This window comes from Ruegeria sp. CG1 (assembly GCF_056537265.1).
The window spans coordinates 36,201-48,744 of the sequence record NZ_JBQFRF010000010.1; the positions used below are offsets into that span (position 1 = coordinate 36,201).

Annotated in this window: 16 protein-coding genes and 3 pseudogenes; 7 read left to right on the forward strand and 12 right to left on the reverse strand. The window is 54.2% G+C overall.

What is annotated here, in order from left to right:
* Nucleotides 1–42 precede the first annotated feature (42 nt).
* From ACR0AU_RS19985 to ACR0AU_RS19995, 3 genes are all read right to left on the reverse strand, one after another.
* A complete protein-coding gene (locus ACR0AU_RS19985) occupies nucleotides 43–240 on the reverse strand; it encodes a CsbD family protein (protein ID WP_170514275.1) in 198 nt (65 codons plus the stop codon).
* A gap of 155 nt (nucleotides 241–395) precedes the next feature.
* Nucleotides 396–680, reverse strand: coding sequence for a sll1863 family stress response protein (locus ACR0AU_RS19990; RefSeq protein WP_170514272.1), 285 nt, complete (start codon nucleotides 678–680; stop codon nucleotides 396–398).
* Between the two features lie 50 nt (nucleotides 681–730).
* Nucleotides 731–1,231: a Dps family protein gene (locus ACR0AU_RS19995; protein WP_170514269.1), complete on the reverse strand. Its 501-nt coding sequence runs from the start codon at nucleotides 1,229–1,231 to the stop codon at nucleotides 731–733.
* A gap of 219 nt (nucleotides 1,232–1,450) precedes the next feature.
* Here ACR0AU_RS19995 and ACR0AU_RS20000 point away from each other — a divergent pair, with 219 nt between their 5' ends.
* The 3 genes from ACR0AU_RS20000 to ACR0AU_RS20010 all read left to right on the forward strand — a co-directional run bounded on the left by ACR0AU_RS20000 (nucleotide 1,451) and on the right by ACR0AU_RS20010 (nucleotide 2,359).
* A complete protein-coding gene (locus ACR0AU_RS20000) occupies nucleotides 1,451–1,669 on the forward strand; it encodes a ribbon-helix-helix domain-containing protein (protein WP_170514250.1) in 219 nt (72 codons plus the stop codon).
* Nucleotides 1,670–1,767: 98 nt separating this feature from the next.
* Entirely contained in the window at nucleotides 1,768–2,025 is a 258-nt protein-coding gene (locus tag ACR0AU_RS20005) for a type II toxin-antitoxin system ParD family antitoxin (protein ID WP_170514265.1), read from the forward strand.
* Nucleotides 2,015–2,359 (forward strand): type II toxin-antitoxin system RelE/ParE family toxin, encoded by a 345-nt coding sequence (locus ACR0AU_RS20010; RefSeq protein ID WP_170514262.1) that lies wholly within the window; start codon nucleotides 2,015–2,017, stop codon nucleotides 2,357–2,359. Before ACR0AU_RS20005 ends, ACR0AU_RS20010 begins: the two co-directional genes overlap by 11 nt.
* A 376-nt stretch (nucleotides 2,360–2,735) precedes the next feature.
* On the opposite strand, the pseudogene ACR0AU_RS20015 reads toward ACR0AU_RS20010, so the two are convergent.
* Nucleotides 2,736–3,029, reverse strand: a pseudogene (locus tag ACR0AU_RS20015) (TCP-1/cpn60 chaperonin family protein); the annotation flags it as partial.
* A gap of 49 nt (nucleotides 3,030–3,078) precedes the next feature.
* On the opposite strand from ACR0AU_RS20015, the gene ACR0AU_RS20020 reads away from it, so the two are divergent.
* Entirely contained in the window at nucleotides 3,079–3,435 is a 357-nt protein-coding gene (locus ACR0AU_RS20020) for a succinylglutamate desuccinylase/aspartoacylase family protein (RefSeq protein ID WP_480796160.1), read from the forward strand.
* Between the two features lie 47 nt (nucleotides 3,436–3,482).
* Here the strand turns inward: ACR0AU_RS20020 and ACR0AU_RS20025 are convergent, their stop codons facing one another.
* Nucleotides 3,483–3,848 (reverse strand): hypothetical protein, encoded by a 366-nt coding sequence (locus ACR0AU_RS20025; protein ID WP_170514648.1) that lies wholly within the window; start codon nucleotides 3,846–3,848, stop codon nucleotides 3,483–3,485.
* Between the two features lie 18 nt (nucleotides 3,849–3,866).
* Nucleotides 3,867–4,202, reverse strand: a complete 336-nt coding sequence (locus tag ACR0AU_RS20030; RefSeq protein WP_480796161.1) for an EF-hand domain-containing protein — start codon at nucleotides 4,200–4,202, stop codon at nucleotides 3,867–3,869.
* A gap of 170 nt (nucleotides 4,203–4,372) precedes the next feature.
* On the opposite strand from ACR0AU_RS20030, the gene ACR0AU_RS20035 reads away from it, so the two are divergent.
* Nucleotides 4,373–5,224: a LysR family transcriptional regulator gene (locus ACR0AU_RS20035; RefSeq protein WP_170514644.1), complete on the forward strand. Its 852-nt coding sequence runs from the start codon at nucleotides 4,373–4,375 to the stop codon at nucleotides 5,222–5,224.
* A gap of 531 nt (nucleotides 5,225–5,755) precedes the next feature.
* Here the strand turns inward: ACR0AU_RS20035 and ACR0AU_RS20040 are convergent.
* Nucleotides 5,756–6,769: a C45 family autoproteolytic acyltransferase/hydolase gene (locus tag ACR0AU_RS20040; RefSeq protein ID WP_480796162.1), complete on the reverse strand. Its 1,014-nt coding sequence runs from the start codon at nucleotides 6,767–6,769 to the stop codon at nucleotides 5,756–5,758.
* A pseudogene (locus ACR0AU_RS20045) lies at nucleotides 6,741–6,989 on the reverse strand (biotin carboxylase); the annotation flags it as partial. The gene ACR0AU_RS20040 and the pseudogene ACR0AU_RS20045, both read right to left, overlap by 29 nt.
* Here ACR0AU_RS20045 and ACR0AU_RS20050 point away from each other — a divergent pair.
* Nucleotides 6,981–7,181, forward strand: a pseudogene (locus tag ACR0AU_RS20050) (transposase); the annotation flags it as partial. The pseudogenes ACR0AU_RS20045 and ACR0AU_RS20050 sit on opposite strands and share 9 nt — an antisense overlap.
* 9 nt (nucleotides 7,182–7,190) lie before the next feature.
* On the opposite strand, the gene ACR0AU_RS20055 reads toward ACR0AU_RS20050, so the two are convergent.
* Both ACR0AU_RS20055 and ACR0AU_RS20060 read right to left on the reverse strand, forming a co-directional pair.
* Nucleotides 7,191–7,565 carry a nuclear transport factor 2 family protein gene (locus ACR0AU_RS20055; RefSeq protein ID WP_170514641.1) on the reverse strand — a complete coding sequence of 125 codons (375 nt, stop codon included), beginning with the start codon at nucleotides 7,563–7,565 and terminating at the stop codon, nucleotides 7,191–7,193.
* Nucleotides 7,562–8,182 (reverse strand): alpha/beta hydrolase, encoded by a 621-nt coding sequence (locus ACR0AU_RS20060; protein ID WP_170514638.1) that lies wholly within the window; start codon nucleotides 8,180–8,182, stop codon nucleotides 7,562–7,564. Before ACR0AU_RS20060 ends, ACR0AU_RS20055 begins: the two co-directional genes overlap by 4 nt.
* 50 nt (nucleotides 8,183–8,232) lie before the next feature.
* Between ACR0AU_RS20060 and ACR0AU_RS20065 the strand changes: the two genes are divergently transcribed.
* The gene (locus tag ACR0AU_RS20065; protein WP_170514674.1) at nucleotides 8,233–8,913 is read left to right on the forward strand and encodes an IS6 family transposase; all 681 of its coding nucleotides are present in this window, start codon (nucleotides 8,233–8,235) and stop codon (nucleotides 8,911–8,913) included.
* A gap of 547 nt (nucleotides 8,914–9,460) precedes the next feature.
* On the opposite strand, the gene ACR0AU_RS20070 is transcribed toward ACR0AU_RS20065, so the two are convergent.
* Entirely contained in the window at nucleotides 9,461–10,768 is a 1,308-nt protein-coding gene (locus tag ACR0AU_RS20070; protein WP_170514635.1) for a mechanosensitive ion channel family protein, read from the reverse strand.
* 425 nt (nucleotides 10,769–11,193) lie between these two features.
* On the reverse strand, nucleotides 11,194–12,498 hold the full coding sequence (locus tag ACR0AU_RS20075; RefSeq protein ID WP_170514632.1) for an alpha/beta hydrolase: 1,305 nt from the start codon (nucleotides 12,496–12,498) through the stop codon (nucleotides 11,194–11,196).
* Nucleotides 12,499–12,544 lie beyond the last annotated feature (46 nt).

Sequence of the window (12,544 nt, forward strand, 5' to 3'; positions counted from 1 at the left end):
ACTCAATCGTCACAGGCCGTTGTTCTCGAGCAGGTGGTCGCCTTATTCCGAAGAGAAAAATTCATCGACTTCTCGCCGGACCTCTTCGTTTGATTTTCCGTACTTCTCCTGAAGTATGCCTTCCAGTTTTTCCCGGTCACCTTTGACCTTTTCCAGATCGTCGTCGGTGAGTTCAGCCCATTTAGCTTGAACATTACCTTTTAGTTGTTTCCATTGACCTCTGATTTGGTCCCAGTTCATTTCAATTCTCCAAATCGTTCTTTGAACAAGTGCATCGTTTATGAAACCAATCGCCTTCGTCGAGCTGCCGTATCTTGCCCTCCAAGATTGAGAAAGCTGGCACTGTCATCTTCGGCGCTCGGTAGACCAGCGGCGCATTCGGTAGATACCAAAAACTACGAAAAACGGCTGGCCGCTTTCTTCAGCGCAGATTGCATGTCGTCCCATGCTTTTTCGTAGCCGTCACGCACATCCTCCCAGGCCTCATCGCTGGTTGTTCTTAGCTCCTCCAGCTTGGCTTCTGCTTCACCTTTTGCTGAGTAAAGCGCATTAAGGTGATCCTGATACTCTTTCTTTGCATCCACTTCCGCCACTTCCAGCTTTGCCTTCAGCACGTCAATTTGGGCGTTCCAGGCATCCAGTTGCAATTTTGCTTTTTTCTCATAACCCACTCGCGTCATATCGATTCCTTTCCTTCTTTCCGATCAACCTGACTTTTGGCGACGAGCGGTCAGGTCGCTACAATGGCTTTGAGCATCCAAACAGCCTCTTCGTGTTTCGCCATTCTCGTGTTCATCAGATCTTCGGTTGCTCCGTCACCGTGGCGCGATGCGAGCGTTGCCGTTTCGCGCAGTTTGCGTGCAACGGTTTCGTTGTCGGTGATCAATTGGTTGATCATCCCGTGAGCGTCCTTAACGGTCTCTTCTTCGGTCAATTTGGCCTGGCTGATCATGTCAGTGAAGGAGATTGGCGCTACATGCCCCAGTGCACGGATACGTTCCGCCAAAGTATCAATTGCTTCGAACAGGTCGCGATACAGCCGTTCAGTTAACTCGTGGATCGGCAGAAAAAGGGGGCCAACAACGTTCCAGTGGCACCCTTGTGTCTTCACCATCAACAACATGCTGTCGGACAGGATTTCCGTCACTTCATTTGCGATCCAGGCATTCTTGTCGATACCTGTGTCATGCGTTTCATCTTGCGCTTCGGGTCTCAGGACTTGCTGTGTCATATTTCACCTCTTCCGCTTTTCTCTTGATACAAAGATAGGCGGTATACGGATTATAGCAAATAAAAACATATACTTAACATACGCAAAAGACCTTCCCCGTGGTTCTTCCATCGCTTGATTGACCGACGCTCCCAACAGTGCCTGCAATGTTTGCTGTAGACATGGAAGTGCATTGGCTTACATCATCGGAGTAAGTGACGTAAGTTAAGGCTCAAGAAATTGACTGACCAACCCCGACCTCCGAAGCGGACCGAAAAGCTCCAATTGATGCTTGATCAGGAAGAACTAAAGGCAATCGACGATTGGCGGTTCGAAAACCGCCTGCCATCGAGAGCTGCTGCCATTCGCGAACTCATTCGCAGAGGTCTGAACTCAGACGAATTCGGAGAACCTCCAACAGATGCCGCCTCAGGTGAATTCCGCGTGACCGACGAATGATATTGGTGTTGTCACGCTAATTTACGCCCGTGCGCGCGCTATATTGACAGCTTTTCGCCGTGCTCCCATACTACTCAGTAGTACATACGAGGCCCGATATGAGTGTCAAAGCATCAATATCCCTAACCGAGTCACAAGATGCCTACGCGCGAAATCTTGTCGACCAGGGCCACTATGCTAGCCTGTCCGCCGTCCTTCAACATGGGCTTGAACTGATGCGTGAGCAATCGCGAAACACTGATGCACTGCGAGAGCTGCTGGATCAACGTCGTAACGGAACCTTCGTTACTCTCAAAGAGGGCAAAAAGCGCACCGAAGACATGATCGCACGCAAGCGGGCCGCGCGTGGTCTATAAGGTCGTTCGCGCCGAAGAAGTCACCGCAGATCTTGATCTCATATTTGACTATCTTGTCGAAACCGCTGAGCACTTTGGCGACGATCTGGAGAGTGCTTTTCTGCGCGCTGAGAAGCGCGTAATGGAGATTCAGGAGAGCCTCGAAAGCCTGGTGAACGTTCCACACCAGGGCACCTTACGACCGCATCTCGGCAACAGCGTTCGGAATGTAACCAAGAACAAGGCGATCATCTATTTTGAAGTCGACGATGACGAACAGGTCGTTCAAGTGCTCGCCGTCTTCTACAGTGGCCAAAACCACGATGCACATATTCTTCTGCGCCTTTTGTCGTAACCCCAACGCGCCCATTGGGCGTGCAATAAGATCGCACGTTAGGCCTAGAGTATTCACGAGTTGGTCATCAATGAAGAGGGTCGAACTGTGCGGAGTTTTGATAACTTCCACATGGTTCTAGTCCAGGACTTGGCCAATAACATCATTCTGGGTGCCAACAAGATCCTGAAGGAAGTTGGGCGCGCCGGGGGCTAATGCCTATGGATCAGGCATCTCCGAACTCGGCTAATGTTCCCCGCTCCGTCTTCTAAATTGCGCGGAGGCGCATGTTTCACATATTCGCTGTTAAGGAAGGTTGGATAGGCTTTCCTCGACGCGGAAATGTTGGGATACCAAAAAAGAAGGGGGCCAAAGCCCCCTTCTCCATCTACTTGGCTTACATCATGCCGCCCACGTCGGGCATGCCGCCTGCAGGTGCTGCGCCTTCTTTGGCAGGCTTGTCGGCAACCATAGCTTCGGTAGTGACCAGCAGGCCAGCAACCGATGCCGCGTCTTCCAGAGCGGTACGAACAACTTTGGCCGGGTCGATCACGCCGAACGAGAACATGTCGCCATATTCTTCGGTCTGAGCGTTGAAGCCGAATGCAGCGTCTTCGTTTTCACGAACCTTGCCAGCAACAACCGCACCGTCGACACCCGCGTTCTCGGCGATCTGGCGCAGCAGCGCTTCGGCACGGGCGGGTCTCGCAGGTATCCTTCGGGTTATGAACGCGATGGGCATGGTCGCCAAGCGTGGCATCGCCACCGTGCGTGAGGCGCCGGTTCACGCAAGGACAAGTTCCTGGGTACGCGCTCCGGTCGGTGGTTTGTTGAGAACGTTCAAGGCAGCGGGCGAATATGTGAAGGTTGGCGACTTGCTCGGCCGGATCTCGGACCCGTTTGGTGAAATTAGAATGGATGTTCTTGGAGAGTCTGACGGCATCATTGTGGGCCGCACCAACTTGCCATTTGTGCACGAGGGCGACGCCTTGTTTCATATCGCCAAAACGACGAGCGCAGATGTTGAAATGCGGGTCGACATGATCGCCAATCAGCTCGACGGCGATCCAATGTTCGATGAAGACGAGATCATTTAGATAGTCTGAATGTAAAAACGCGGGGCAGTTGCCCGCCCCGCGCCAGTTTACGAGACCGCTCGCAATCCGCGGCTCACCATTACCTCCCATACGGCGAGCGCGATCAGCGCCGATCCCGTTAGCCAAGCATTGGCCGTTGCCACAATGTGGCCCGTGAAGTTCAGCGCTGCAGGTGCGGCGATCAGAGAAAACCCAAGTGCCGATACCGGAGCCACCCGTGCGAGAAGGTGGCTCCGGCCGTCAGCGCCGGACATGACCAGGGCACCAATGCCAACGGCCATGAAGGCGAGAGCTTCAAGTTCAGCCATGCCCTGCAACAGAGTTTCCTCACGAAACAGGACAAACGGGGACAGAACCAACCAGATACCCATCGCGGCAAGCAGCCATTTATGGGGTGGGATGGGCTTCCTCATAACCGTGGCGACCTTTGCTTACTGATCCCCTGCGGGACCGGGGAGAAGCTCTGCATCAACGGCGGCAACCAATTCGTCGTCATTGATGAAACCATCTGCATTTGCGTCGATCTCGAGGAAAAGATCATCTGAGACTTCAGGATACTTGGTCTGAAGCTCCGCCAGCGACGCCAGGCCATCACCGTCCATGTCATGATCAGCGGGCATGGCGAATGCCGGAACAGCAAACAACGAAGAGAGCAGAGCAACAAAGGAAACTCGACTCATTTTTGTTCTCCATAAGAAAATGGGCGGCTCGCCCATAGTGGGGTTGGTGTAGCGCTCCGGTGTCGGTGGCAATTCAACTGGTTTCATATTGCAACGGCTCCTCAGGTCGGGATCTCCACTACAAAATGAGAACTGATGATTAGCGTTCCGATCTGGTGGGGGTACTTTCGCGCTACAATCGGAATATGGCACAAAGGTATCGTGTTGAATAACGAATTTTTCTCGCAGATAATATCGGAAATTCCAATAGGTAACCCATGGACATTGAACTTGCCCGAACTTTTCTGGCCGTTGTTGAAACCGGTACCTTCTTCGATGCTGCGAACAAGGTTCATGTCACGCAATCGACAGTGAGCATGCGGATTCGTACGCTTGAGCAGCAACTTGGCCAGTCTGTGTTCGAACGAGGAAAATCCGGCGCGACCCTGACACCAGCAGGGCGGCATTTTCTAAAACATGCACAAGTTCTTGTGCGCACCTGGACACAGGCAAAGTTGGACGCGAGCCTTCCAACCTCAATGACGGCCGCGCTGGAAATCGGCGCGGCTCCAAGCCTTTGGGACGGGTACCTGACCAACGCGTTACCGGGGCTAATGACATCGCTGCCAGATGTCGCATTCAGGGCGTCAGCCGCTTCTTCCGAGGCCCTGACTCGTGAGATTGAGGAGGGAAACCTCGATATTGCAGTCTTGTACCGGCCGCGAAGCGTGTCGGGCTTATCTGCGCTACAACTCTTTGAAGATGAGTTTGTCCTGGTCACCAGCGGCCCTGACGCCCTTCCAACTGTTCAGGATGACAGTTACGTTTTGATTGATTGGGGCCCTGAATTCCGGGCCGACCATCTATTGAACTTTCCAGAGCTCGACACGCCGCGCCTTCAGCTTGGTATCGGAACCCTGGGTCTTCAGTACCTGAAGTCAGTTCCCGCAGCCGGGTACTTTCCCAAGCGCGTGATCAAACGAGAGCTTGAGGAAGGGTGGCTCGCTTTGGCCGAGGCTGCGCCCCGTTTTGCATATGCCGCCTATGCGGTGTTCGATGAGAGCGAGGCAGACGGGTTACCAGGCCAGGCCGCGCAACAGCTTCGTAGTCTCGCGGAATCCTTTAGTTGAATGCTCGCTAGACTAAATCCGCGGCAAAAACGCAGCTCATAGGATTAGCTGGGCCAAAACCGCAAGCCACCTTAATCACATCGCCGAACCTTGAAGTCTAACACCACCGAGATATGATTGAGTACGTTGAGCGGGGTTTTGGAAGGATATGAGTAAGAGTAAGTGCAACTTTCAGAAAACTGTGGATTTGCCCGATCTCAAAGCCGCTCTCGCAAATGGGTTCTGTGATCACTGCGGCGCCACCGTATCGGAACTGATCCAACGCGGAGAGATTCTCGAACTCTGTGGACAGGAACATTGCTTTGACTACGAGACCGGCGAGAGCATTGAGATCGCGATTGCGCTTTGCCCTACCTGCCACCAAGCCAATCATCTAGATGCACAGCGACAGCATAACCCTTGCCACGTTTCCGCACGGCGAAGCCGGGATCATCACGACTAATTTCCCAGGCCCTAGCGCGGAAGAGTTTTTCTTTAGAGGAAAGTCGTACACTCAAAATAGGCATCGTGTTTTACGGCAGGCATCAGGCTTCAAGCCAGTTGTCGCGGGTAGACAACCTTCACACTGTCCGCATTAAACTGATCGAAGCTTTTTTGCCATCTCCTGCCTGGCCAGAGGAGTTCGGCGGACAGATTATGGGGGTGATAAGCTGCGGTGTACAGCGTTCCAAAACCTCGATCAAAGGCAGACGAGTAAAGTGGCGGTTTGAGAAAGGCCCGGACGAAAAGCTCTTTCGTCTCAGGATGCAAAGTCAGGCGGTGCAGAAGGTATCGTTCTCGCTCGACCGTCGCTGTGAGACGCGCGTGGCTCTTCCATTCCACGCGCTCTTGGTGGTTGGTTGAAACAGCTGCGCGGGTAATGAGTGTCGGTCGGTCCGGAGCAAGATAGGCTGTGAAAAAGTTCCGCTCCCGGTCCAGAACCGTGACGTTGTAACTCATATGGCACGGGACGCGAAATAGAACACTCTTTGCCTCATCTACTGTCGAACAGGTCTGCAATAGGTACCGTAGGATCAGGGGAACCCCAAAGCCTTCGCCAACCTCACGGCGACCGCCGAATGTCAGGGAGACAGTAAGCCCTGCATCATTCATGCCGTCCAGCAATCCAAATAGCCCATCCGACGTGCCCATTACCTGGCGACCGGACCAAGCGGTCGTCAGGAAAATCCCGTCAAAGGCAGCCAAATCGTAGTCATAGTTCCGCACCATCAGCGGTTCTGATCCCTGCCAGATCGCTTGGCTGCACCCGGCCAGATAGCGCGGCGGGCAATAGAAACTCAGAAACCGTGCCTCCAAGTCGCCTGCGCCAAAGGCAGCGCAGAGCATGTCGTACGGTTCGAGCATTTCCGGCATGTATGTTTTCACCGCATGGCGGCATTCAGAGTATGTTGGACGCGACGATAATCCTTCGCTTGCCCACCATTGAATGTAGGCATTTCGATATTCCGAAAAAATTGCCGACAGCTTCTGCCCGGGTTTTTTTCTTCCACGGCACGAAAAGTAAGTTTCATTCGGCCTACATAATCTTAAACGCCGGATCCTCAAATGCCTGAGCCGAGGGCAGCGGACGGGCCGAAAATGCGTTCTTGATGCCTGCGATCCAGTTCTTCGACTTGGCTTTGAGCTGGAACCCCTTGGTCATCGATCTACCCCTGGTGACAAGGATGCCCAGATCTGCCCCTTCATAGCGGTAATCGCCGACATTCGAAATGCGTAAGAAGAAAGCTTCGTCTTCGCTTTCGACCGCGCGGCGATGATACGCGCCTGCGTCCCCGGCCGAATGCAGCGCAAGACGCCCGTCAAATACGACAAACGCCGATACAAGCGGCGAAACCGCATAGAGATCATGTTTGGCAGGCTCAAGGATTGGAGGCGCGTGGCAACACGCTACGACCGTTGCCCCAAGGTCTTCCTATCAGCCATCGCACTCGCGGCAACCGTCATATACTGGTTATGAATCCTGACCCTAGGCGGCCCGGTGCTTGTAGTAGGTGTCTTTGCGGACGATCAGGCCGTCGCGGTAGGTCAGGATGTCGACGCTGTGGTAATCCTCAGTGGAGCCGTCTTTGTGAGTTACCCGCTTGCGGTATTCGCAATAGGCCTTATCGCCCGCGATGCGGCAGTCCAGCGTTTCCCAATGCACATTCTCGACCTTCTCGAACAGGCCGGCAAACAGACCGCGCAGGGTCTCCGCCCCTTCGAACCGGCTGCCAAATACCTCCGGCCCGGTGGCGTGATCGAACACAGCGTCCGGGGCAAAGTACTTCATTACGGCATCGATGTCGTTTGCGTTAAATGCATCGCCAACGGCATCCACGAGGTCACGGGTAAGTTCAGTCATGTTTCACTCTTTCTGTTGAGGCCAAGCATGGCACAGGTTTTCTTGAAGAATTCGCTAGATGGATCCGTCAGCACATTCAGCTCGTCAAAGTGGTCCACACCGGGGACCACGTAAAAACCGATTGACCGGCTTCCGGTCTGATACTTTTCGACATACATCCGGCCCTGCCGGTGGAACTCATCCGTCTCCTTGCCCCCCACCACAACAAGTTGCGGCGCGTCGGTGACGGGCGGATGATTTGTCATCGGGCTTTCGCGCTCGGCCTCGGCGGCATCCATGCGGATACCGGAGTTCAACGCTTCGGTCAGGCGCACGGGCTCCAGATAACTGAGCGGCGATACCGGGATGCCTGCTTTGATCAGATCCGCAGGCAAGTCTTCGGCATAGGCGGGCCAGTCCGTCGCCATCATCATCTGGGTGATATGCCCGCCGGCCGAATGCCCCATGAAAGTGATCCGGTCGCGGCTGATGCCGAGATCCGGTGCGTTGCGCCAGAGATAGGCCATCGCTTCACGCGCCTCCTCCGAAATCCGCGTGATCGAGACTGTGGGGCAGAGGTCGTACCCCAGCAGGACGACATTCGGATCTGTTGCAAACTTTTGACTGTTGCCTCTCACTAGTGCTTCGAGTGAATGGAAATCGAAATATTGAAGTCGAAAGTTTGTTTATGATCTCTTTCAAAGGCGCACAGTATCCGAAAGATGTGATCCTCTTCGCAGTGTTCTTCTATGTCCGATACGGTGTGTCATATCGCGATCTGGAAGAGATCATGCATGAACGAGGCGTTGCAGTGGATCACACTACACTGAACCGCTGGGTGACGCGGTATGCAGGCGCAATCGCTGAAGCGGCGCGTCGTCGAAAGGGACCGTGCGACCGCTCCTGGAGAATGGACGAGACTTACATCAAGGTGAGAGGCAACTGGGTCTATCTCTATCGAGCTGTCGACAAGCACGGGAAAACGCTTGATTTTATGCTTTCGCAGCGTCGAAACAAACCCGCGGCCACCAAATTCTTCGCCCGAATGCTGGAATGCAACGGACTTCCACGAAAGATTGTCATCGACAAGAGCGGTGCGAATACCGCTGGTATCAAAGCAATCAACAAGATGCTTAAAGGCTTTGGTTGTCCGATCCCAATCGAGATGGTCAGACGGAAATACCTGAACAACATCGTGGAACAGGATCATCGTTTCATTAAGAAACGCACTCGGCCAATGCTGGGGTTCAAGGCATTCTCTTCAGCGGCGGCAACGCTCGATGGGATCGAAGTGGCTCACATGATCCGCAAAGGCCAAATTACACCCGGACTCTCTCCATTTCGCCAGTTCGCGCAACTCGCCTCTTAAACCCATTGCCACAGCGCGTTCTTGTCATCCAACCAAAACTTCGCAACAGAACCCAGGAGCAGGCCGTGACGATCTCATTTAAGGGTGCGCATTTTCCGAAAGACGTGATCTTGCACGCGGTTTCAGGGTCGTAGTTTTTGATATCGATGAATTGTTGGATCGTTAAGTAGCATTCGTGAATGACAAGATAAGCTTCTTTAGCGTTTTCCACGAACCACTTGTTCGGGTTGGTGTCACCAGAATAGACGAACAAAACGCCCCCACAGTGCTCTGGGCTATCGCCCGCCAGCGCCCGAAACCATCATCCTGATGGATTACAGGCCGATCATGCACTAACAATCAACTTGGACCAGTCAGATGAGGCTGCTCACCTTTTGCCAATACCTAACAGGCTCACGTCAACAACTTGGCAATACCGGTGCAAGCAACAAAATGGCCAAGAGAGCGAGGATCATCGATCCTTTGCACAAACGGAGGGGAAGGGAATTCTGTTCGGGTTCTTTGAACATGCTGCAATTCATCTCGTGATGATCCGTGGAGGCTTCGCTCAAACCGCCTCTGGCGATTGGATGAGGTGAACGTCGCGTTGCGGGAACGGGATAGAGATGCCTTCTGCATCGAAGCGATCCTTGGCCTGACCGGTCAGGTCCCAGTAGACGTCCCAATAATCCTCCGACTTGACCCAAGGTCGGCAAAAGATGTTGACCGAGCTTTCGCCTAATTCACCAACGAAGATTTCCGGCGGTGGATCGGCAAGACAAGCCTGGTGGCTCTCTACGAGCATTTGCAATACTTCGATGGCTCGTGCTGCGGAATCGGAATAGCCGATCCCGAATACTAGATCGACGCGCCGCTCCTCTGCAGCGCTCACATTGGTTATGGTGTCGCCCCATATCTTATTGTTGGGCACGATGATGATTTGGTTGTCGAATGTTCGGATCTTGGTCGAAACAACGGACATTTCATCCACCGTACCGGATGCTCCGCCCACTTGGATGTAGTTGCCGGTGTCAAAAGGTTTCAGAACCATGATCATCAGGCCACTGGCAAGGTTGCCCAGCGTTTCCTGAAGCGCGAAGCCGAGGATGAAGGAAAGACCGCCGAAAACCGCAAAAAGCGGGGTGACATTCACGCCAAACAGTCCGAGCACGACCAGCACACCCAGAACCAGCGTCGCCCAATAAACCAAACCGATGACGAAGGATTTCAGCAGACGGGACATGGTCGGCACGCGATCAAGACCACGGTGTGCCATGTTGCGCACGATGCGAGACACTATCATCATGACCCAGATTGCCGCGACAACGCCCAGTATTCCGAACACCACACCCAGACCGCCATCGCTGGACGTCAACCAGCCCCACGCCTTCGCCAAAAGGGTCTTTATGTCCGTCGTCTTCAGGGTGCCAGCGATCACAGCTGTAACATAGCTACGATGCGCCGCGACATCCTCATCGGCGCCACCCTTGGCCGACCAGGCGTCCAGAACCATCTGATACTTTTCCATGGTGACTGTGATTGCTTCGCTTTCCTCGGCAAAACGCGCGCGAAGCGCTTTTTCCTGGGCGCCTGTTGCCTGCCTGAGGGCAAGGTTTGTCGCAGACAAACCTTCGAGTAAGTTTCTTGTATGACTTTGCCAGGTTTCAGCGACAAGGGCGAGATCGGCGCCGGTTAACGGTAAGAGGAAAATGCTTAGGTCATCCGCGGGCACGGAAGCATTTTGAGCTGCTTCTAAAGATCCAGTCGAAGTGATCGGTGCGTCAGCGGTCTGGGCGTTTGCCGGATTGCCAATTGCCAGGAACGCCAGAATTGAAAGAATGAGGCCGATGCGACCAAACCACGTTTTTTGCATCATGTCACGCTCCAGTCGCGCCATTTGAAATGAAGGGAGAGCGGCATACTCGAGGGCAGCAACCGCTCTCCGATACTCTTGAAACAGTCACTCGCTATTTTGTATGGCTCATTGGGAGCGGAACCGGACGAGAGATCAACTCTGGTCAGAGATGTCGCCATTGTTCTCTTTGGTTCACTTGAGAAGGTTTCCAACAACTCCGACAGCATCCACAACGGTTGAAAGATCTTGAGTGACCTCGAGGATTTCGTCACCAACCCGAATGAACCGCTTCTCCATTTCCAGATCGGGCAGGCGCCGGGAACAGCATAATTGAGCAAAATTCCAGCCACCGCAGTGAACCCGGTTGGCCGGTTCATCAGGACGGTTCTGTGCGCTCGCAGAGTGGCGGCGATTGTATCGGGCCTCCATTGCAACGCCCGGGCTCCTCATTCGGAACCCAGATGCTCTTCGAAAAACTCGGCGACACGACGGACAGCTTCGGCGGCTTCTGGTGTACCCCAGTGACCGTGGAAGCAGTGTTGCATCGCGTCGTGGGCATCGAGGACCGCCTCGTGTCCGGCGCTGCGCAGAACGCCATACATGCGGATACCATCGCTCATCTGAATTTCTTTGGTACCCACCTGGACCATTGTCGGAGGGAAGTCCCGCCCATCAAAGTTGTCGTAGACGGTCGAGTATCGTGGATCTTGTGCCTTTTCCTCGGTGATCCCGAGCATTGGCCAGACTGCATCAATGAGGTTGTCCACCAGTGTCCGAGGATCGTGGTAGCGCAGCGTCCAGGTCGAGTCGCTGTTAAAGGAAAAATCGGTCTGCGGGCTCTGCATGACAGCGGCGCCAGGAAGCGGTCCGCCACGATGTGACATCTCGTTGGTGGACATAGCGACCAGCCCGCCACCAGCAGAACAGCCATAAATCCCCACATCCTCCGGAGCGTAGTCACCACCTTCGCCGGTAAGAGCATCGAAGACAGCAATCACCTGATCGCGCTGGTCCAGAATGTCCCAGTCAGGCGCGGGCATCAGTTTGTAGTCGACGGAAACAATATCGATGCCCATGTGATCGGCAAGCGGAGCTGTCCGGTCGAAGGTTGTCTCCGGGGTGTTTCCGTAAAAGGCGCCGCCGTGGACATGGATCAACGCCTTACCCGGGTGGCGGTTCTCGCTTGGGCTGACCGTAACGGTCCTAACGCCACCGATTTCCCGTTCCTCGGTTGTGAGGTTCATTGTCGTGAGAAGCTTCTTCCCGGCTTCCATCATCGGGTCGATCTGAGCGTCATGCAGCGATTGCCACGCGCCATAGTCGTCTGGCTCCGGATAACCCTCCCACGTCGCGCCCAGCCAGCCTGGTGTCCAATTCACCATGATTTCGCGCATCTCGGGGCTAACAAAATCCGGGATGTGTGACGGGAAACTGTCGTTACGGTTCGGATCTTCAGGGTCGGCCATGAATTGTGAAATCGACATCAGACGGCGAACATCTTCGTGGCACGAAGCGCGCTCAAAATGTACATTCAGCGTGTCACACTTGGCCTTCAGTTCGGACAACGCCTGATCCAGCTGCGCCAACTTTCCAACAGTGTCGCCCTCGCCGCCAAGGATTGCGTCGACGCTGGCATAGGCGTCAGAAACCAGCGCCCAACGCGAGTCAAATTCGTCAGCGTTGGCCGAAACCGTGCCAGACAGGATCACAGTTGCCGTAAGTGCGGTGAGGCTGAAGGGTGGAATTTTCATTTTTTCGCGTTTCCTTTCTCTAAGATAGTGTTTTGGCCTGGCGTAC

What these genes read in the sequence shown, in the direction of transcription:
- ACR0AU_RS20070 (WP_170514635.1), bottom strand. Translation starts at nt 10,768, where the DNA reads ATGATGCAAAAAACGTGGTTTGGTCGCATCGGCCTCATTCTTTCAATT.
- ACR0AU_RS20025 (WP_170514648.1), bottom strand. Translation starts at nt 3,848, where the DNA reads ATGAGGAAGCCCATCCCACCCCATAAATGGCTGCTTGCCGCGATGGGT.
- ACR0AU_RS20020 (WP_480796160.1), top strand. Translation starts at nt 3,079, where the DNA reads ATGGTCGCCAAGCGTGGCATCGCCACCGTGCGTGAGGCGCCGGTTCAC.
- ACR0AU_RS20030 (WP_480796161.1), bottom strand. Translation starts at nt 4,202, where the DNA reads ATGAAACCAGTTGAATTGCCACCGACACCGGAGCGCTACACCAACCCC.
- ACR0AU_RS20005 (WP_170514265.1), top strand. Translation starts at nt 1,768, where the DNA reads ATGAGTGTCAAAGCATCAATATCCCTAACCGAGTCACAAGATGCCTAC.
- ACR0AU_RS20075 (WP_170514632.1), bottom strand. Translation starts at nt 12,498, where the DNA reads ATGAAAATTCCACCCTTCAGCCTCACCGCACTTACGGCAACTGTGATC.
- ACR0AU_RS19985 (WP_170514275.1), bottom strand. Translation starts at nt 240, where the DNA reads ATGAACTGGGACCAAATCAGAGGTCAATGGAAACAACTAAAAGGTAAT.
- ACR0AU_RS20055 (WP_170514641.1), bottom strand. Translation starts at nt 7,565, where the DNA reads ATGACTGAACTTACCCGTGACCTCGTGGATGCCGTTGGCGATGCATTT.
- ACR0AU_RS20035 (WP_170514644.1), top strand. Translation starts at nt 4,373, where the DNA reads ATGGACATTGAACTTGCCCGAACTTTTCTGGCCGTTGTTGAAACCGGT.
- ACR0AU_RS20065 (WP_170514674.1), top strand. Translation starts at nt 8,233, where the DNA reads ATGATCTCTTTCAAAGGCGCACAGTATCCGAAAGATGTGATCCTCTTC.
- ACR0AU_RS19990 (WP_170514272.1), bottom strand. Translation starts at nt 680, where the DNA reads ATGACGCGAGTGGGTTATGAGAAAAAAGCAAAATTGCAACTGGATGCC.
- ACR0AU_RS19995 (WP_170514269.1), bottom strand. Translation starts at nt 1,231, where the DNA reads ATGACACAGCAAGTCCTGAGACCCGAAGCGCAAGATGAAACGCATGAC.